Source organism: Bradyrhizobium sp. URHC0002 (assembly GCF_054059515.1).
On the sequence record NZ_JBSSCF010000001.1, the window covers coordinates 3,953,648 to 3,971,359 of the forward strand.

The 17,712-nt window shown below is 62.2% G+C and carries 16 protein-coding genes; 5 read left to right on the forward strand and 11 right to left on the reverse strand.

Annotated elements, in window-relative coordinates; translation table 11 throughout:
- Window positions 1-29: 29 nt before the first annotated feature.
- The gene (locus ACVWVY_RS19155) at window positions 30-1,406 is read left to right on the forward strand and encodes a glycoside hydrolase family 3 N-terminal domain-containing protein (protein WP_456627834.1); all 1,377 of its coding nucleotides are present in this window, start codon (window positions 30-32) and stop codon (window positions 1,404-1,406) included.
- 21 nt (window positions 1,407-1,427) lie between these two features.
- On the opposite strand, the gene ACVWVY_RS19160 is transcribed toward ACVWVY_RS19155, so the two are convergent.
- Together ACVWVY_RS19160 and ACVWVY_RS19165 are read right to left on the reverse strand one after the other, a co-directional pair.
- Window positions 1,428-4,154, reverse strand: a complete 2,727-nt coding sequence (locus tag ACVWVY_RS19160; protein ID WP_456627835.1) for a molybdopterin-dependent oxidoreductase — start codon at window positions 4,152-4,154, stop codon at window positions 1,428-1,430.
- Window positions 4,155-4,156: 2 nt separating this feature from the next.
- The gene (locus tag ACVWVY_RS19165; RefSeq protein ID WP_456627836.1) at window positions 4,157-4,978 is read right to left on the reverse strand and encodes an FAD binding domain-containing protein; all 822 of its coding nucleotides are present in this window, start codon (window positions 4,976-4,978) and stop codon (window positions 4,157-4,159) included.
- A 153-nt stretch (window positions 4,979-5,131) separates the two neighbouring features.
- On the opposite strand from ACVWVY_RS19165, the gene ACVWVY_RS19170 reads away from it, so the two are divergent.
- A complete protein-coding gene (locus tag ACVWVY_RS19170) occupies window positions 5,132-6,481 on the forward strand; it encodes an 8-oxoguanine deaminase (protein ID WP_456627837.1) in 1,350 nt (449 codons plus the stop codon).
- 99 nt (window positions 6,482-6,580) lie between these two features.
- Here ACVWVY_RS19170 and ACVWVY_RS19175 read toward each other — a convergent pair whose 3' ends face one another.
- The 8 genes from ACVWVY_RS19175 to ACVWVY_RS19210 all read right to left on the reverse strand — a co-directional run bounded on the left by ACVWVY_RS19175 (window position 6,581) and on the right by ACVWVY_RS19210 (window position 14,601).
- Entirely contained in the window at window positions 6,581-7,660 is a 1,080-nt protein-coding gene (locus ACVWVY_RS19175; protein ID WP_456627838.1) for a BMP family ABC transporter substrate-binding protein, read from the reverse strand.
- 76 nt (window positions 7,661-7,736) lie between these two features.
- A complete protein-coding gene (locus ACVWVY_RS19180) occupies window positions 7,737-8,654 on the reverse strand; it encodes an ABC transporter permease (protein WP_456627839.1) in 918 nt (305 codons plus the stop codon).
- Window positions 8,641-9,732: an ABC transporter permease gene (locus ACVWVY_RS19185; protein WP_456627840.1), complete on the reverse strand. Its 1,092-nt coding sequence runs from the start codon at window positions 9,730-9,732 to the stop codon at window positions 8,641-8,643. The genes ACVWVY_RS19180 and ACVWVY_RS19185 overlap by 14 nt, the downstream gene beginning before the upstream one ends.
- On the reverse strand, window positions 9,716-11,284 hold the full coding sequence (locus ACVWVY_RS19190; RefSeq protein WP_456627841.1) for an ABC transporter ATP-binding protein: 1,569 nt from the start codon (window positions 11,282-11,284) through the stop codon (window positions 9,716-9,718). Before ACVWVY_RS19190 ends, ACVWVY_RS19185 begins: the two co-directional genes overlap by 17 nt.
- Window positions 11,285-11,533: 249 nt before the next feature.
- Window positions 11,534-12,034 carry a nucleoside deaminase gene (locus ACVWVY_RS19195; RefSeq protein WP_456627842.1) on the reverse strand — a complete coding sequence of 167 codons (501 nt, stop codon included), beginning with the start codon at window positions 12,032-12,034 and terminating at the stop codon, window positions 11,534-11,536.
- 134 nt (window positions 12,035-12,168) lie between these two features.
- Window positions 12,169-13,344, reverse strand: coding sequence for an OpgC domain-containing protein (locus ACVWVY_RS19200; RefSeq protein ID WP_456627843.1), 1,176 nt, complete (start codon window positions 13,342-13,344; stop codon window positions 12,169-12,171).
- 171 nt (window positions 13,345-13,515) lie between these two features.
- Window positions 13,516-13,791 carry a hypothetical protein gene (locus ACVWVY_RS19205; protein WP_456627844.1) on the reverse strand — a complete coding sequence of 92 codons (276 nt, stop codon included), beginning with the start codon at window positions 13,789-13,791 and terminating at the stop codon, window positions 13,516-13,518.
- Between the two features lie 171 nt (window positions 13,792-13,962).
- A complete protein-coding gene (locus tag ACVWVY_RS19210) occupies window positions 13,963-14,601 on the reverse strand; it encodes a S24 family peptidase (protein WP_456627845.1) in 639 nt (212 codons plus the stop codon).
- Window positions 14,602-14,730: 129 nt separating this feature from the next.
- Here ACVWVY_RS19210 and ACVWVY_RS19215 point away from each other — a divergent pair, with 129 nt between their 5' ends.
- The 3 genes from ACVWVY_RS19215 to ACVWVY_RS19225 all read left to right on the forward strand — a co-directional run bounded on the left by ACVWVY_RS19215 (window position 14,731) and on the right by ACVWVY_RS19225 (window position 16,070).
- The gene (locus ACVWVY_RS19215) at window positions 14,731-15,264 is read left to right on the forward strand and encodes a GcrA family cell cycle regulator (protein WP_456627846.1); all 534 of its coding nucleotides are present in this window, start codon (window positions 14,731-14,733) and stop codon (window positions 15,262-15,264) included.
- Complete coding sequence (locus tag ACVWVY_RS19220; RefSeq protein ID WP_456627847.1) at window positions 15,261-15,431, forward strand: hypothetical protein; 171 nt, start codon at window positions 15,261-15,263, stop codon at window positions 15,429-15,431. The genes ACVWVY_RS19215 and ACVWVY_RS19220 overlap by 4 nt, the downstream gene beginning before the upstream one ends.
- Window positions 15,432-15,494: 63 nt before the next feature.
- On the forward strand, window positions 15,495-16,070 hold the full coding sequence (locus ACVWVY_RS19225) for a DUF6456 domain-containing protein (RefSeq protein ID WP_456627848.1): 576 nt from the start codon (window positions 15,495-15,497) through the stop codon (window positions 16,068-16,070).
- 79 nt (window positions 16,071-16,149) lie between these two features.
- On the opposite strand, the gene ACVWVY_RS19230 is transcribed toward ACVWVY_RS19225, so the two are convergent.
- A complete protein-coding gene (locus tag ACVWVY_RS19230; protein ID WP_456627849.1) occupies window positions 16,150-17,706 on the reverse strand; it encodes a winged helix-turn-helix domain-containing protein in 1,557 nt (518 codons plus the stop codon).
- Window positions 17,707-17,712: the final 6 nt, after the last annotated feature.

Sequence of the window (17,712 nt, forward strand, 5' to 3'; positions counted from 1 at the left end):
TCTTCCCGCGCAAAGCCCCCAGCCATTTCATGCAAATTCTCAAACGTATCGGCCTCGTCCTGATCTGGCTCGCCGGAGCCGTTTTCATTTTCGCAGCAGTCAACAAGAACGACCCCTATCTGATTTCGCTGCGGGGGCCGGGTAACATTTTTCTTGCCGTCACGAGCATCATCGTCATCGTGGTCCTCATTCGCCGCGGCTATTGGCGACGAGGGATCGCCGGACGGTTGCTCATTCTGCTGTGGTGTCTGCCATCGCTATCGATGCTCGGCGCGCATGCTTCGTTCGAATGGCGCAAGCGGAGCGTCTTGCAGACCGATGCTGCGCAGGCGCGACGCCTCGGGCGGCATTTCATTGTTGGATATTCGTCATTTTCAGAGGTGGCTGTTCTCGCCGAGAAGGGCCTGATCGCCGGCGTCTACATCACCAGGCACAATATCGTGGGATCGTCGGCGGCGCGTCTGAAGGAAGAGATCGCGGCGTTGCAGGAAAAACGGCGCGCCGCCGGCCTGCGATCCCTGATCGTCGCGGCTGACCAGGAAGGCGGCATCGTATCGCATCTGGCGCCGCCTTTGACCAAGTTGCCGGCACTATCGACGCTTGCGAATCTAGCGCCCGATGTTCGCGCTGAGAAGGCGGAGGCGTTCGGGCGTACGCACGGGCAGGAACTGGCGGCGCTCGGCGTCAACCTGAACCTTGCGCCGGTGCTGGATTTGCGCCCCGAACCGAAGCGCAACCGACTTGACTTCAACACGCTGATCGGCCAGCGCGCGATTTCCGATGATCCGGCTGTCGTCGCCGATATCGCGCGGGCTTACGTAAACGGGCTGGAAGCGTCAGGCGTCGGCGCGACGGTCAAGCATTTTCCAGGGCTCGGACGCGTACGAACGGATACCCATCACTTCAGCGCCGATCTCGATACGCCTCTGGAAGAACTCGAAGCGTCGGACTGGATCCCTTTCAGGAAGGTGCCGGCTGGCTCGAAAGCGCAACTGATGATCGGGCATGTGACGCTGACCTCGGTCGATCCGGACCGCGCGGCCTCACACTCCAAACGTGTCGTCGACGGCATCGTTCGCAAGAAATGGAATTACCAAGGCGTCGTCATGACCGACGATCTCGTGATGGGGGCGATCTATCAACGCAACGTCTGTACGGCAGTTGTCGAAGCGCTGAATGCCGGCGTCGATCTGTTGCTGGTCGCCTTCGACGGGGCGCAGTTCTATCGCATTTTTACCTGCGCCGTGGCGGCCTCGGCCGAGAGACGGCTCGACGCCGCCATGCTGGGCGATAGCGAGGTGCGGCTGAAGGGGGCATTCCCTGGGGAACGCCAAAATCTACGATATTCCACGACGCTGGACGATGCCGCTCCGATTTGGGAGCGCCATGTTGCTCGACAAGATTGATCGCACAAGCTTCAGCCCAGTTCATCCAGACCCAAACTTCTCATGCAATAGCGGCCATAGCCGGTCCGGCTTGAACGGGGTCGCCGTGAAGCGGATGCCGGTGGCGTTGGCTATGGCGTTGCCGAGTGCGGCTGCGACCGGATTGTACGGACTTTCGCTCATCGATTTGGCGCCCATCGGCCCCAGCGTGTCCGCCGTGTCGGCAAAGAACACTTCGGTGCGGGGAATGTCGGCAAAGGATGGCAGATGATAGTCGCGGAATTTGGGATTGATGACCCGGCCGTTGTCGCCGATCACCATTTCCTCGTAGAGCGCAGCACCCAGCGATTGAGCGACCCCACCCTCGACCTGGCCGCGACACTGCATCGGATTGGCGACACGGCCGGCATCGGCAGCCTGCACGCTCATCAGGATCTTGAGTTCGCCGGTGTATTTGTTCACGGCGACACGAAAGCCCTGTACATTGAAGGTGACGGAGCGCGGCGTGCCTGTCGAATTGCCGCTGGCGCTGAGAACCTTGCCGAGCGCGTGCGCGGACGCGGCGAGCAAGGCAAAAGGGGTGCGGCGTCCGGCACAGACCGTGGCATGGTTGTCGAGCGTGCACGTATCAGGGTTTTCGCCCAACAGTGACGCTGCGAATTGCTTCAGTTGGCCGGCCAGCGCTTCGGCCGCGGCCTGTGTCGCGCGCCCGGCGACGAAGGTTCCGGCGCTGCCGTAGGCGCCGGTGTCGTGGCCGCCATGTGCGGTGTCGGATTGCATGAGACGGATGCGATCGACGGTCGTCGCCAGCGCGGACGCAGCGATCTGACGATGCACGGTGCTGGTGCCATTGCCGAATTCGGCGGTGCCGACCGTAAGATCGAAGCCGCCATCCTGGCGCAGTGAAATGCTGCAATCGGCGAAATGACCGGCCGGCGGCACGGTGTCGATCATGGTCAGCGCGATGCCGTCCCCGGTCAACCAGTCCGCGGAGAGCGAAGGCGTCGGCGCCTCGGCGGCCATCGCGCGCTCGACCAGATCGAGGCATTGATCGAGGCCATAGCTGCCGTAGAGCACGTCGTGATATTTGGATTCCGGCGGCGACAACATGGGATCGCCTGACTTGACGACATTGCGGCGGCGCATCTCGAACGGACTGATGCCAAGCTGATTTGCCAGTTCGTCGATCGCGGCTTCGACGGCGATCAGCGTCTGCGGCAGGCCGTAACCGCGAAACGCACCTGCCGGCACGGTGTTGGTATAGGCGGCGATGCCGTCGACCTTCTTGTTCAGGCAGTTGTAGACGCCGATGCATTCGTTGACCGAATGAAACAGCACCGGGCCGGCGTGATTGCCGTAGGCGCCGGTGTTGGAGAGCACGTCGAGCTGCAGCGCCGTGAGCTTGCCATCCCTGTCGGCACCCGCCTTGACGGTGACCCGCATCGGATGCCGCGTCGAAGTCGAGGTGAACTGTTCCTCGCGGGTTAGTTCGAATTTCACGGGCCGTCCGGTTTTGAGTGCCGCCAGCGCAAGAATGTCCTCGACGAACATTTCCTGCTTGCCGCCGAACCCGCCGCCAACGCGTTCGCAGAACACCCGCACCTTGTCGGGCGGCAAATTGAAGAGGTCCGCCAGCGTGCGCCGCGTCAGGAATGGCACTTGCGTGCTGGAGCGGACGTTGAGGATTCCATCGGCATCGACCCAGGCGAGGCCGCCATGGGTTTCCAGCGCGGCGTGCTGCACTCGCTGCGTCGTGAAAGTACCTTCATAGGTGACGGCGGCCTGTGCCAGTGCGCTCGCGACATCGCCAAATTCGCCATGGATTTCCGCGACGACGTTGCGGGCTGCGTTGGCGACACGGTTTGCGAGCGTCTTGTCGCCGTGAAGCACGGGTGCATCAGACGCAATCGCCGCCGCGGGATCGAACACCGCAGGCAGTATTTCATACTCGACCTGGAGCCGGCGACAGCCTTCTTCGGCGGCGGCTTCGGTCTCAGCGACCACGGCGGCGACCTTCTGCCCGATGAAGCGGACGATGCTGTCGAGCACCTTTGTGTCGTCCGGGTCCATCCAGTCCCACTCGTGCCGCGCGGTCGAGAACAGCCGGTCCGGCGCGTCTTCAAACGTCAGCACCGTGTGCACGTCGGGAACGCTGAGCGACGCGCGCTTGTCGATCGAAATGATCTTTGCGTGCGGATGCGGCGAACGCAGCATCTTGATGTGCAGCATACCTTCCGGCGCGACATCGAACGTATAGCGCGCTGCGCCGCGCACGATCTGCGGTCCGGCGGGGGCAGCGAGGCTGCGGCCGAATGCGGTGCCCGCGGCGGCGTCTTCGATGTTGTTCTTGCCGTTCAGCGCATCCTCGATCGAGCGATAGCCGGTGCAACGACAGATATTGCCTTTCAGCGCGGCGCCGAGGTCCTGCCGCTGCGCCTGGTTCAGCGACGCGCAGGTCAGGATCATGCCTGACGTGCAGAACCCGCATTGAAACCCCTGCGCATCCAGAAATGCCTGTTGCATCGGATGGGTGCCGCTGTCGGGCGCAAGGCCTTCGATGGTGGTGACGGCATGGCCCTCGGCGCGGAAGGCCGGGATCAGACAACTATGCACGGGGTCGCCGTCGATCAGCACGGTGCAGGCGCCGCAGTCGCCAGCGTCGCAGCCCTTCTTGACACCGAAATGCCCGAGTTCGCGCAGGAACGTACGCAGGCATTGACCGGGTTGCGGCGCTTCGGAAAACTCCCTGCCGTTGATCTGGAACGTCATACTTATGCCGTGCCCTGCAATTCGACGCGGATCTCTTCGGCTAGCCGCAGCGTCATATGCTTGCGCCATATCGGCTTGCCGTGAACGTCGCTGTGATAGAGGTCGTCGGCAATGCGCTGCAAGATCGTTTCGCGCAATTCTTTGCCGCTTGGGATTCCCGCGAAGGACAATCGAACTGGCCGCTTGGTCGATGCCGTTATCGTCAGCGCCAATCCACCGTCGCCGGTGACACTGCCGATCAAGAGCGCTGCCGAACGGCCGAGCGGCGTCAGCGAAATCTGGCGGAACGCCGAACGCCGCCTCAGGGCCGCGAGCGGGAGTTCGACCTGCCGCAACAGATCGCCCGGCGCGAGTACGTTGCGCTGATCGCCGGTGACGAAATCGACGACGGGAATTTTCCGCTCACCGCCACCGGCCTGCCAAATCGTGCAGATGCCGTCGAGCGCCGAGGTGAGGGAGATCATCGGCCCCGCCGGCAGCGACATGCAGATGTTGCCGCCGACGGTGGCCGTCTTCCATATCTTGAAGGAGGCGAGGAACGCGCGACAGCACTGGTTGATCAGCGGGGAGGCGATCCATTCCGGCGGGCAGGCCAACGCATCGAGCTGCGCCACCGTGCAGGTGGCGGATATCGAAAGCCCGGTCTCCGTGACGGTCAGCGCCGGCCATTTCAGGTCGGTGAGGTCGATCAGCCGGGTCAAATGGACCTGCGGTTCCGAGAACAGCCAGGTCCCGCCCGCGAGCCAAGCATCGCCTGCCGTCCAAACGGGCAATTGATCCCGCGTGGTCGGATGTGCAACCGCGGTAATGGTGTTCAGGTCCATGGATAGGCTAACGCTTTCAAGTAGATGCATCTAAGACTATGAAGTCTTGCAAGACCAGCGCCAATTGCCAATGTCGTTGGGATGGCCTTTGCATTGCGTAAAGGGGAGGGTGTTCGCCAAGAGCGAGACGCCTTTCGCAAATCAGGTGGGATCATGGACCAAACGCAGGCGATCTGGATCAGGGATCCCCTTTCTATTCTCGCTGACGGCGCCGAGCGCGGCTTCGTGGTCCGCGGCGGCAAGATCGTCGAGCTGGTGCCGCGCGGCCGAGAACCTGCGACCGCCAACGCCACTGTATATGACGCCAGCGCCCACGTCGTGCTGCCCGGCTTGATCAACACCCATCATCATTTCTACCAGACGCTGACCCGAGCGCTGCCGGCGGCGCTCGATCGCGAACTGTTTCCGTGGCTGCAAGCACTGTATCCGGTCTGGGCGCGGCTGACGCCGGAATCGCTCCATCTCGGCGTCACCGTGGCGATGTCGGAATTGCTGCTGTCGGGCTGCACCACCACGACCGACCACCATTATGTGTTTCCGGCCGGGCTTGAAGAGGCCGTCGATATCGAGGTCGCTGCCGCGGGGCGCCTGGGCATCCGCGTGCTGCTGACGCGCGGCTCGATGGATCGCTCGCAGAAGGATGGCGGGCTGCCGCCCGACAGCGTGGTGCAGGACGAGGACACGATTTTGGCCGACAGTGAACGCGTGGTGACCAAGCATCATCAGCGAGGCGAGGACGCGATGGTGCAGATCGCGCTGGCGCCATGCTCGCCGTTTTCAGTGACGACCTCGCTGATGCGCGCGACCGCCGCACTTGCTGACAAGCTCGACGTCCGCCTGCATACGCATCTCGCGGAGACCGAGGACGAGAACAAGTTCTGCGAGCAGGTGCATGGCTGTCGGCCGCTGGATTATCTGGAACAATGCGGTTGGCTCAATGCACGAACCTGGCTGGCGCACGGCATTTTCTTCAATCCGGACGAAATGAAGCGGCTCGGCAAGGCCAAGACCGCCATCAGCCATTGCGCCTGCAGCAACCAGATCCTGGCGTCGGGCTGCTGTCCGGTCTGCGAGATGGAGGAGGCGGGGGTTTCGATCGGGCTTGGCGTCGACGGCTCGGCATCGAACGATGAATCCAACCTGATGCAGGAAGTCCGCGCTGCATTCCTGCTGCAGCGGGCCCGCTACGGCGTTTCCCGCGTCAGCCACAAGGACGCGCTGCGCTGGGCAACCAAGGGCTCGGCGGCCTGCATCGGCCGTCCCGAGCTCGGCGAAATCGCGGTCGGCAAGGCCGCGGACCTCGCGCTGTTCAAGCTCGACGAACTGCGCTTCTCCGGCCATGGCGACCCGCTGGCGGCACTCGTCCTATGCGGCGCGCACCGCGCCGATCGGGTGATGGTTGGCGGCAACTGGGTGGTAACGGACGGTGCGATCCCCGGTCTCGATGTACCCGACCTGATCCGCCGTCACAGCGCCGCCGCGCGTGCGATGCACGACGGTTGAGGGCTGCCCGTCATTGCGAGCGAAGCGAAGCAATCCATCCCACAACGGAAAAAAAGGATGGATTGCTTCGTCGCAAGCGCGCCTCGCAATGACGACGCGCTACTTCCCGGGAATCTTGTCGTCGATGCCCTTCACGTAAAAATTCATGCCGAGCACTTGGCCGTCGTCGAGATGGGTGCCGCCCTTGCATTCGACTTCCTTGCCGTCCTGACCCACCACCGGGCACTTGAACGCATGCAGCTTGCCTTCGGTGATGGCAGCTTCGGTCTCCATCGCGAGCTGCTTCACGTCATCTGGCATGTTGGTGTAGGGCGCCATCACGACGATCTTGGTCTTCAGGCCGCCCCAGAAATCTTCCGATTTCCAGGTGCCGTCGAGCTCGGCCTTGACGCGTTCGATATAATAGGGTCCCCAATTGTCCATGATCGAGGTGAGCTGCGTCTTTGGCCCGAACTTGATCATTTCGGAATCCTGACCGAACGCCAGCTTGCCGCGCTCGGCAGCGACCTGCATCGCGGCAGGGCTATCGGTATGTTGCATGATGATATCGGCGCCCTGGTCGATCAGCGCCTTGGCGGCGTCGGCCTCCTTGCCGGGATCGAACCATGTGTTGGCCCAGATAATCTTGACCTTGATGTTGGGGTTGATCGTCTGTGCGCCGAGCATGGTGGCGTTGATGCCGGAGATCACTTCGGGAATCGGGAACGAGGCAATGTAGCCGAGCACGCCGGCCTTCGACATCTTGGCGGCGATGATGCCCTGGATATAGCGGCCTTCGTAGAACCGTCCCGAATAGGTCGACATATTCTTGTCGCGCTTGTAGCCGGTGGCGTGCTCGAAATGCACGTTCGGGTATTTTTTGGCGACCTTCAGCGTTGGCTCCATATAGCCGAACGAGGTCGTGAAGATCAGCTTGTTGCCGGCGCGCGCCAGCTGCTCGATCGAGCGTTCGGAGTCCGGGCCTTCGCTGACGTTCTCGAGGAACGTGGTTTCGACTTTGTCGCCGAATTCCTTGAGCATGGCGAGGCGTCCGAGGTCGTGCTGATAGGTCCAACCGAGATCGCCGACCGGTCCGATATAAATGAATCCGACCTTGAGTTTATCGGCAGCGGAAGCGCCGAACAGGCCTGCTCCGGTAACGAGCATCGCTGCGGTCGCCGCGATGAGAATCTTGCGCATGGAATACTCCGTTTTGCTGACGGGTGGACGGTCTTTCCCGATGCGCGGCGCCCCGTCGCGCGCGCTTCGGGCATGTTTACCGGTCGGGCACGAAGACGGTCCCAAGCGCCGCGGGTGCGGTGGAGCCGCCGGTTCGTGCACGTGAAATCAGGACCAGGACAATGACGGTCGCCAGATACGGCAATGCCGACATCAACTGGGAGGGCACACCGACGCCCCAGCCTTGCGCATGCAGCTGCAGGATCGTCACCGCGCCGAACAGATAGGCGCCGATCGCGAGGCGTCCCGGCAGCCATGACGCGAACACGACCAGCGCCAGCGCGATCCATCCGCGCCCGGCGGTCATGCCTGGAATGAAGAACGGCGTGTAGGCGAGCGGCAGATAGGCGCCGGCGAGGCCTGCGCAGGCGCCGCCGAACATCACCGCGAACATCCGGATTCTGAGCACGGGATAGCCGAGCGCATGCGCGGAAGTGTGGTTGTCGCCGGTGGCCCGCAGGATCAAGCCGGCCCTCGTCTTGTAGAGGAAGAACCAGACGCCAATGACTAGCGCCAGCGAGAGGTATACGAAGGCGTCCTCGCCGAACAGAATGCGCCCGACCAGCGGGATATCGGTGAGGCCGGGAATATACAGATGCGGCGCCAGCGAAATCTTTTCGCCGACGAATCGGGAGCCGATCAGGCCGGAAAGGCCGATGCCGAGAATGGTCAGCGCGAGGCCCGTCGCGACCTGGTTGACCGCAAGCCCCAGCGTCATCAGCGCGAAGATCAGCGACATCAACACGCCGGCGACGATGCCGCACAGCGCACCGATGACGACCGAGCCGGAAAGCCAGGCGCCGCCGAAGCCGCAGGCCGCGCCCACGATCATCATGCCCTCAACGCCGAGATTGAGCACGCCGGCGCGTTCGGTCACGAGCTCGCCCGTCGCAGCCAGCAGCAGCGGCGTGGAGGCCGCCAGCACCGCAAGGATGATGGCCTCAATGAGCCCCACGGGACACCTTTGGTGACGCGAAAATGAGCTTGAACCTGTACAGAATGAGGGAGTCGCAGGCGAGCACGAAAAACAGAAGAATACCCTGGAATACCTTGGTGACGTCCAACGGGATTTTCATCGCGATTTGCGCCTGCTCGCCGCCGATGAAGGTGAGTGCGAGGAAAAGTCCTGCAATTAATATTCCAACCGGGTTCAGCCGTCCCAGGAACGCGACGATGATGGCGGTGAAACCGTAGCCGGGTGAGATACCGGGCTGCAGATGTCCGACGGGACCTGCGACCTCGATGATCCCGGCCATTCCCGCCAGCGCGCCGGAGATCGCGAAAGTCAGCAGGATCAATCGGTTAGAGCTGAAGCCACCGAAGCGCGCGGCGCGCGGGGCGGCGCCGACAACGCGGATTTCAAAGCCCTTGATGGTCTTGCCGAGCAGCACAGCGCCCGCCGCGACAACCACCAACGCAATGATGCCGCCAAGGTGCAAGCGGCCGCCCTCGATCAGCACCGGCACGGTCGCGACCGGATCGAATTCGGCGGTGGTCGGAAAGTTGAAGCCTTTGGGATCGCGCCAGGGACCGCGCACGAGATAGTCGAGGAAGAGATCGGCCACGTACACCAGCATCAGGCTGGTCAGGATTTCGCTGGCGCCGAACCTGACCTTGCAGATCGCCGGGATCAGGGCATAGAGCGCGCCGCCTACGGCTCCCAGCAGCAGCATCGCCGGCAAGACCCAGGGGCCGGCGTCAGTGCCTTGCGTCTTCACCGCAAGCCAGCTGCCGGTGACGGCGCCGATCAGGAACTGTCCTTCGGCGCCGATGTTCCAGGCGTTGGCGAGGTAGCAGAACGACAGGCCGATCGCGATCATCACCAAGGGTGTCGCCTTCACCGCGATCTCCTGCAGCGAATAGCTGTCAGTCAGGGGATCGATGAAGTAGACGCCAAGTGCGGATATCGGATTTTTGCCGAGAATCGCAAACAGGATGCTAGTGGTGACGAGCGTCAGGCCGATCGCGATCAGCGGCGAAATCAGCGCGATCATGTTCGATCGCTCGGCGCGCTTTTCAAGCACCAACTGCATGCGCCGCTTCCTTCTGCTCCAGGGTGCTTCCGCCCATCAACAGGCCGAGCTTCTCGCGGCTTGCTTCACTGGTCGCCATTGGCTCTGACAGGTGGCCGTGGAACATCACGGCGATGCGGTCGGTGATTTCGGCGAGTTCGTCGAGGTCCTGGCTGGTGACCAGCACTGCGGCGCCGCTGGCGGCGAGATCGAGCAGGGCCTGCCGGATCACGGCGGCCGCACCCGCATCCACGCCCCAGGTCGGCTGGCTCACGACCAGCACGGCCGGGTTGCGAAGGATTTCGCGGCCGACGATGAACTTCTGCAGATTGCCGCCGGAGAGGCTGGCGGCTTCCGGATCGCGCTTGGCCTTGCGCACGTCGAAGGTTTCGGTGGTGCGGTCGACGGTCTTCAGGGTCGCAGCGGTATTGACGAAGCCGTGCCGGACCATGCCGCTGGCGGCATGACCGGTCAGCAGGGCGTTCTCGGAAAGCCTCATCCGCGGTGCGGTACCGTGGCCGAGTCTTTCCTCAGGAACGAACGCCGCGCCAAGCTTGCGCCGCTGGGTAATCGAAAGGTGCCCTGCGGCTTGCCCGTCGATGACGACGGCGCCGGGATCCTGGGCCTGCCGTTCTCCCGACAGAGCGGCGAAAAGTTCGTCCTGGCCGTTGCCGGCGACGCCTGCGATGCCCAGGATTTCACCACCCTTGAGCTCGAAGGAAATGTGCTGAAGCCGCACGCCGTGGGAATCGTCCGGCGCAAGGCTGAGGTCGTTGACGACCAGCCGCGGCACCGTGGTTTGCCTGTTGGCGGCAGCTTTCACTTGCCCGATCTCGCCGCCGACCATCATGCGCGCGAGTGAGGCCGCAGTCTCCGCCTTGGGATTACAGGTCGAGATTTTCTTGCCGCCGCGCAGGATGGTGGCGGTGTCGCAGAGGCGTTTCACTTCTTCCAGCTTGTGGCTGATGTAGAGGATCGCTCGCCCCTCAGCCTTGAGGCGATCGAGCACGGCGAAGAGCTGGTCGGCCTCCTGAGGGGTCAGCACCGCGGTCGGCTCGTCGAGGATCAGGAATTTCGGATTCTGCATCAGCGCACGCACGATCTCGATGCGCTGGCGTTCGCCGACGGACAATTGCCAGACCTCGCGCCTGGGATCGAGCGGAAGCCCGTAAACACGGGATACTTCTTCAAGGCGCGCCGACATGTCCTTGAAGGATTCCTTGCCGTCGAGTCCGAGGGCGACGTTTTCCGCCACGGTCAGATTGTCGAATAGCGAGAAATGCTGGAACACCATGCCGATGCCACGGCTGCGTGCCTCCGATGGTCCGGAGAGGACCAGCTTCTCGCCCTGCCAGCGCACTTCACCTTCGCTCGGCTGGATCAATCCATAGATGGCTTTGACGAGGGTTGATTTGCCTGCGCCGTTTTCGCCGAGCAGCGCGTGGATCTGCTGCGGCCAGATATCTATGTCGATCGCCTCATTGGCGACGAACGTGCCATAGCGCTTGGTCAGGCCAACCGTCTGGAGCAGCGGGCTGGCACCGGCGTGCACCGCAGGCGTCGAATCTGGCATCCGTTATCACGCATCTGAGGAATGGATGCCTCAATACTGAGCTAGTTTAGGCGCGCGCGTAAGTAGGGAAAATGCGTCAGCCCTTGCTCAACCCTTTGGCAGGCAACAGGCCCTTCGCGATTCCCGATTGCGTCGCTGTATGAAGCGTTTCCGGACCGCGATGCGCGGCACAGCCACCGCGAAAATACGGAGCGGCTTGTTGCAGAATTGTAACGGTCCTGACAATTCGAAACGACCCGGTCAGCGGGGCTACTCGTTCCAGACCCCGGCATGAACCGCCGCAGCCTCGTCCTCAAGCAGCGGGCCTACCACCTCGGTCGTGCGTTGCCCGCTCGCGAAAACGTCGCGGCAGGGAAGGTTGAGGGTCGGATTTTCCGGATGGTTGCCGGTGAGATCCCTCAGCCGATGTTCACTCAGCCCGTAGACCAGGCGGCCGATGCCAGCCCAGTAGATCGCCCCTGCGCACATCGCGCAGGGTTCTGCGGACGAATAGAGAGTTGCATCTTTGAGAATCTCGGAACTGAGCGTCGTGCAGGCCTGCGTCGCCAATAGCCGTTCGGCATGCGCGGTGCTGTCGTGGGACGGCATATAGCCGTTCTCGACTTCGATCAGCACGGTGCCGTTCCGGTCGACGAGCAGGGCGCTGAAAGGGTGATTGCCATGGGTCAGGGCGCGACGGGCGACGTCGAACGATCGCCGCAGGAAGTGCACGTCGCGTTCCAGCGGGCTCAGCAAGGAATAGTCGACCATCAGTCCTGACCCTCAATGCCCCGCCATATGTCGCCCAATTTCGGTGAGATTGGTTTCGCTGGCGCGGGCTTCGTGGACGAACTTACCGTGAAACATTACGACCAAGCGGTCGGACAGTAGAAAAACGGCGCGAATTATTTGGCGAACCGGCCTTCCTCCGGAAGTCCCGTCATTGCCTGGGTCCGGAATGCCGGCTTGTGATCCTGCCGCTTGGACCACGACACGTAGTAGGCCACGCCCGTCATGATCAAAATCCCGGCAAGGCTGACCAGGACTTGCATGGCGAGCGAATCCGGGCCCGTGATCAGCACGAGATGTCCGGCAAACGAAAGAAACACACCGGCACAAAAGACCGCCAGCCATTCCTGACCGCATATGATGACCGGCTGCAACGCCGGCCATCGGAAACCGGACCAGTCTCGCGGCACCATGTAGGCAAACAGAAAAGCCAGCGCGAGAAAGTGAAGCACCCGGTGAGGGGCGAGGTTTTCCTTGTCGTTGGGAAGAAAGGCATCGCGCAGGAGATCCGGGACCAAGCCGGTCTGGGGAAATTTCCCTGCCACCGTCACCGCCAGGGCAAAGAGCAGGTACAGCCACGCCGCCGCACGCAGGACCGCGAATTCCTGAAGCTTATGTAGAGCGCGGATTTGTTTCGCGCCGCCCAATGCCAGCCAGGCGCCGAGCACAAACAGGAGCTGCCAGCAGAACGGGTTGAGATACCACCGTCCATCCGGAAACGAAGACAAATTCCAGTCGAATTGACGGGCCGCGAAGTAGAGACCAATCGACCCCGCCATGGTGATATTCGGCCGACGCACCAAGGCGAACAGAACGAACGGGAATACCACCATCAATACGATAAACAGTTGCAGCACTTCGAGGTTGAGCGGCTTGGCTCGCAGCAGCAGGCCGTGAATCAGCGTCCGGATCGTATGGTCGACGATTCCGGTGACGTTGAAATCGCCGATGAGTTCGGATGCGCGGGACTTGCGCGCGACATATCCGATCAGATCGATATAGATCACGAATAGGACGATATAGGCGGCGTAAAGCTGCCACAGCCGCTTGAAGATACGGGTTGCCGTCACGACGAACCCGCGCTCCAGCATCATCCGCCCATAGAGGATGGCGGCAGTACAGCCGCCGATAAACACGAACAGGTCGGTGGCGCCGCTGAATCCGAAATTGCGCATGGTCAGCAGGCTGACCACATTGTGCGGGACGTGATCCAGAAAGAGAAACCAGGCCGCGATACCAAGCAGGAGACGGAGTCGAAGATCGCCGTCGCGTGCGGCGAGCTCAGCCTTCATTGACGGATACATTGTGGCTTTAAGAACTTTGCAGGTCGGAGGAATCGAATCGCGAATCTAGCGCGATTGTCCGCTCAGCCGGAATAGACTTCACGTGAAGAATAATTAAGCAAGTTATTGGCGATTAAAGCAGGTCATGGATCACAATTTTTTGAGGGAATAGGATCAAGCTCAGGCCCGCTCGTGTTTGTGCAAGTCGCGGATGTGATCGAACTGGCTGGCCTGCAGGTCGGCGCCCGTCGCACCGATGTCGGGCAGGGCCGCCTCGCTGAGAATCTCGGCGGTGATATCCTCGACCGAGCAATCTGCAATTTCATGGACGAAGCTGATATTCCTGTATTCACCCGACACGATCCGGGAGATGACCTCGCGCCTCGTGATCTCCGGGTCGACGATGGCCTCGCGACCGCGGCGGCCGTAGTCGATCATCACGACGAAATACTGCATGCTGGCAATCGACCTCATCCCCGTGCGCCCGGTATCTACGATGGCAGTATTTCTGAAAAACGGAAATAAGTCAAGTAAAAATTCGGAAAAACAGAAATTGCAACGTAAGAACGGCGCAGCCATCGCTGGAATCGACAGAATCAGTCGATTCGCTGATCGCAACAGCGATTGCTATTTATCCGGCGTCCGGCCGCCCGTCGTCCGTGTCGCCTTGCGTGCCCGGGCCGCCGCCTTGTTACGCAATCGCTCGATCTGGCCCCTGGGCAGGGTGACGCAGATTTCCCCGATCCACTCCAGCTTTACGCCGGTGATGGGCTTGGCATTGAAACTCGTGAGATTGACCGAGGTCGGAGATTTTCCGCGCTCGATCGTCTTCAGATAACGCTCGCCGGTCTTCAGGCGGACGGCGGCTTCCTCGCCGTAGAAGCTCGAGAGCGGATGGCGCTGCTCGCGATAGACCACGATGATATCGCCATTCTCGTATTTCGGCAGCATGGAATCGCCGGATACCTCGAAAGCGATGGTTTCCTCCGCGATCGGGAAGGGCAGTTCGACCTCGCCAAGACCTTCCGGCGGCACCTGTTCGTGTTCCGGCTCGATCGAGGCGCCGGCGCCGACGCGGCCCATGATCGGCACCGAGTTCAATTCGAGATAGTCGATGATCGGCGCGATTTCGGACGCCTTGATCAGGCGCAGCCCGGACAGGATCTCGGAAACCGCGCCGGGGCGAACGCCCATCGCCGTCGCCAACCCACCCTTGGTCTTGCCCGGCTTCTCCAGCCCCCGTTCGATCAACCTGATGTCCAGCATGATTCGACCTTTCCGAATTTCAGAAATCATAGCAATTCCGATTATCCGAAATCAAGCTTGACTTTCATTTCGGAATATCAGAAATTGATCGCCGGCGTCGGGCGGCGTTGACAAGAGCAAGGACAACAAATGGAACTGTCGAACTGGGCGCCCGAGCACTCGGACGCGCTGCGGAAATTTATTGCCAAAGGCATGTCGTTTTCGGAAGCCGCGCAAGCCATCAATTCACGATTCAATACGTCCTACACTCGCAGTGCCGCGCTCGGTCGCGCGCGGCGCCTGAGGCTGGAGGCGGACGATCGCCATACGCCGTCGATGCCCACCAAGCCGGTTGACCTGCGTGACATCGCTGAGCCCCCTCGCGGCGCTCTCAGGACGGCTGCGCTTCTCTGGCCGACGCCGGTATTCAAAGAGGTCAAGCCCGTCAAGCTGCGCTGCGTCGGGATCGAGCCGAGGCATCTCTCCCTGGTCGAACTGGAGAAGGGCGATTGCCGTTACCCCTACGGCGGCGACGAAGAGGGCGAGACCATCACCTTCTGCGGCCATCCGCGCCGCCAGGATTCGAGCTACTGCACGCCCCATTTTCATCTGAGCCGCGATCCGATCGTGCCCGCCGAACGTGCAATGAGCACGGTTTCGCTGCGGGTGGTGGAGGTGGCATGAAGAACGCTGCCCTCACATGCGTCGCCGACAGGCTGAAACGGCTGCCGCGCCGCCATCGGATCGCTCATCTGCGTGCGCTGATCGGACTTCAGCCGGTGGGCTGCGGCCGCTGGGACGAATTGTCGGAATTGCTGCGCGAGGAGGTGTCGGACGCATCAATCGAATAGGCCTGCAACCGAATAGAGCTGCCGGTCGCAACCGAATTTCGCTGTTTTCAAGGAGTCCATCAGATGCCGAAAGCCAAACGCCGAAAGCCGTACGATCCCGCCAAGGCACATGACCGAAGGTCCCGGGATTTGTTGCGCAATGCCGAAGTCGCGACCGTCGAGGTTGACAATCCCCTGGCGTTGGAACCCGGCGAGAAGATCGTTGCCCTGCGTTCGATCCGCAACGATCCGCTCGCGCGCCTGCATTCCCACCGCCAGATCGACGAGGCGCAATATCAGGCCGGGCGTGCGTTCCAGAGCGACTGGGAGAAAGCCGAGCGCGGACCGCGCGCGGTCGATCCGACCCGGGAATATGTCGATGGCGGGCAAAGCCGAGAACCGATCACCGAGGGCCAGCGCAAGGCCGTGTTGCGGTTGAACCGGGCCGAACGCGAACTTGGCGCGGACGGCTCGGCGCTGGTGCATGACGTGCTGGTCCAGGGCCTGACCATGGAGCAGATCGGCCAGCGGCGGGGCCTGTGTACCAAACGCTGGAGCGACTATTTTTCAAGGCGATTCCGCGAATGCCTCGACCGGCTGGCGCTGTTGTATGGATTCGCGACGGAGCATCCTGTTCCCGTCAGGGCCCTCCCGCGCTGAACCGCAGAGGCTGCACTACGTCGTAGGCGGCCTTGCCTCGCAGGGATTGCTGTCGTTCCGGGAAAGGCAGCAGTAATGCTCATTCCAGCCCGGCGCGGCGAAAGCCTTCGAGATAGTGCTCGCGATCGGCGTCGAGCTTCCAGGGTAACTGCGTCGCGATCCAGGCGAGCGAAATATTGGGCTGGGTCCGACGCAACTCGTGAAGCGCGGTCTGGGCGAGTTCGATCTGGCCGGTCATGCCGGCCGCGACCGTCAAAACCCGATAGGCGCCGGTGAGATCGCCGCGCTGACGGGTCGCCTCGCGCGCCAGCGCAATTGCTTCCTGATAGTTCCTTCCGACGAACTGGGCGTAGGCTGCAACGCCGTAATAGATCGCGGAAGAGGGATCGCGCGGGCTCTGGCGGATCGCGCGTTGCGTCGCCGCATAGGCATCCGTCCACCGGCCGCTATAGGACAGCGCCAGAGCGTAGTACCCCTGCGCCAGCGAGAAGTTCGGGTTGAGCTGGAGCGCCAGTTCGAACTCGGCGAGCGAATGGTCGAGCCGGCGCGTGGAGAAATACACGCTCGCGAGGGCCGTATGCGCCCAGGCATCCTCGCTATCGGCGGCAATCGCCGCCAATGCCGCTTGCTCGGCGACAGGCGCTGCAGTTGCAAGATCAGTCCAGCCCAGATGCACGCCGAACATATGGTTGGTCGCGAACAGGGCCAGCGCCTGGCCGTAGTTCGGATCGATCGCGATCGCGCGTTCCAGCAGCGCCTGAGCGGCGAGGCTGTCGGGACGCGTCACCCGCCAGTGATGCGACAGCGCCCGCATGACCAGATCCCACGCGTCCACGTTGTTTGGCGGCTTGCGCCGGCTGCGAAAGTTCTCCGCCGCGTAGATCTGCGGCTCGATCGCGGTGACGATGGCGTCGGTGATCTCGTCCTGCACGGCGAATACGTCGGTCAGCTCGCGGTCGTAATGCTCCGCCCAGATGTGGCTGCCGGTCGCGGTGTCATTGAGCTGTGCGGTGATGCGGACGCGATCGCCGCTCCTTCTCACACTGCCTTCGACCACGTAGCGCACCCCGAGTTCGGCAGCGACCTGCCGCATGTGCACCGGCTTGCCTTTGTAGGTAAACGACGAGTTGCGCGCGATCACGAAGAACCAGCGCAATTTCGACAGCGCGGTGATGATGTCCTCGCTGATCCCGTCGGAGAAATACTCCTGTTCCCGGTCGCCGCTCATATTGTCGAACGGCAGTACGGCTATCGCCGGCCGGTCGGGCAGCGCTAACCCCGTACTCGGTTGTTCTACTTCTATCGCCGATGCGGCCTGTGCATCACATGGCCCGTTCACGGCGCCGACGAAGCGAATCCCCTTGCGTGGAATGGTGCGGATGAGCCGCTGTTCCTTGCCGTTGTCGCTGATCGCGTTTCGAGCGGCGTTGATCCGGCTGTCCAGCGTCGAGTCCGAGACGATCCGTCCTCCCCACACCAGCGCTATGAGATCGTCCCTGCTGACCACATGATCGCGGTGTTTCAACAGGTGAACCAGCAAGTCGAATACTTGCGGCTGCATCGCCACCAGTTCGCCGCCACGGCGCAGCTCGCGACGATCGGTGTCCAGGATGTGATTATCGAAGTTGAATTTCACGTGCGC

Bases quoted from the DNA above. Each gene is read 5' to 3' on its own strand.
- ACVWVY_RS19200 (WP_456627843.1), bottom strand. From the start codon at position 13,344: ATGAAGGCTGAGCTCGCCGCACGCGACGGCGATCTTCGACTCCGTCTC.
- ACVWVY_RS19175 (WP_456627838.1), bottom strand. From the start codon at position 7,660: ATGCGCAAGATTCTCATCGCGGCGACCGCAGCGATGCTCGTTACCGGA.
- ACVWVY_RS19215 (WP_456627846.1), top strand. From the start codon at position 14,731: ATGGAACTGTCGAACTGGGCGCCCGAGCACTCGGACGCGCTGCGGAAA.
- ACVWVY_RS19190 (WP_456627841.1), bottom strand. From the start codon at position 11,284: ATGCCAGATTCGACGCCTGCGGTGCACGCCGGTGCCAGCCCGCTGCTC.
- ACVWVY_RS19195 (WP_456627842.1), bottom strand. From the start codon at position 12,034: ATGGTCGACTATTCCTTGCTGAGCCCGCTGGAACGCGACGTGCACTTC.
- ACVWVY_RS19220 (WP_456627847.1), top strand. From the start codon at position 15,261: ATGAAGAACGCTGCCCTCACATGCGTCGCCGACAGGCTGAAACGGCTG.
- ACVWVY_RS19155 (WP_456627834.1), top strand. From the start codon at position 30: ATGCAAATTCTCAAACGTATCGGCCTCGTCCTGATCTGGCTCGCCGGA.
- ACVWVY_RS19165 (WP_456627836.1), bottom strand. From the start codon at position 4,978: ATGGACCTGAACACCATTACCGCGGTTGCACATCCGACCACGCGGGAT.
- ACVWVY_RS19205 (WP_456627844.1), bottom strand. From the start codon at position 13,791: ATGCAGTATTTCGTCGTGATGATCGACTACGGCCGCCGCGGTCGCGAG.
- ACVWVY_RS19225 (WP_456627848.1), top strand. From the start codon at position 15,495: ATGCCGAAAGCCAAACGCCGAAAGCCGTACGATCCCGCCAAGGCACAT.
- ACVWVY_RS19210 (WP_456627845.1), bottom strand. From the start codon at position 14,601: ATGCTGGACATCAGGTTGATCGAACGGGGGCTGGAGAAGCCGGGCAAG.
- ACVWVY_RS19170 (WP_456627837.1), top strand. From the start codon at position 5,132: ATGGACCAAACGCAGGCGATCTGGATCAGGGATCCCCTTTCTATTCTC.
- ACVWVY_RS19185 (WP_456627840.1), bottom strand. From the start codon at position 9,732: ATGCAGTTGGTGCTTGAAAAGCGCGCCGAGCGATCGAACATGATCGCG.
- ACVWVY_RS19160 (WP_456627835.1), bottom strand. From the start codon at position 4,154: ATGACGTTCCAGATCAACGGCAGGGAGTTTTCCGAAGCGCCGCAACCC.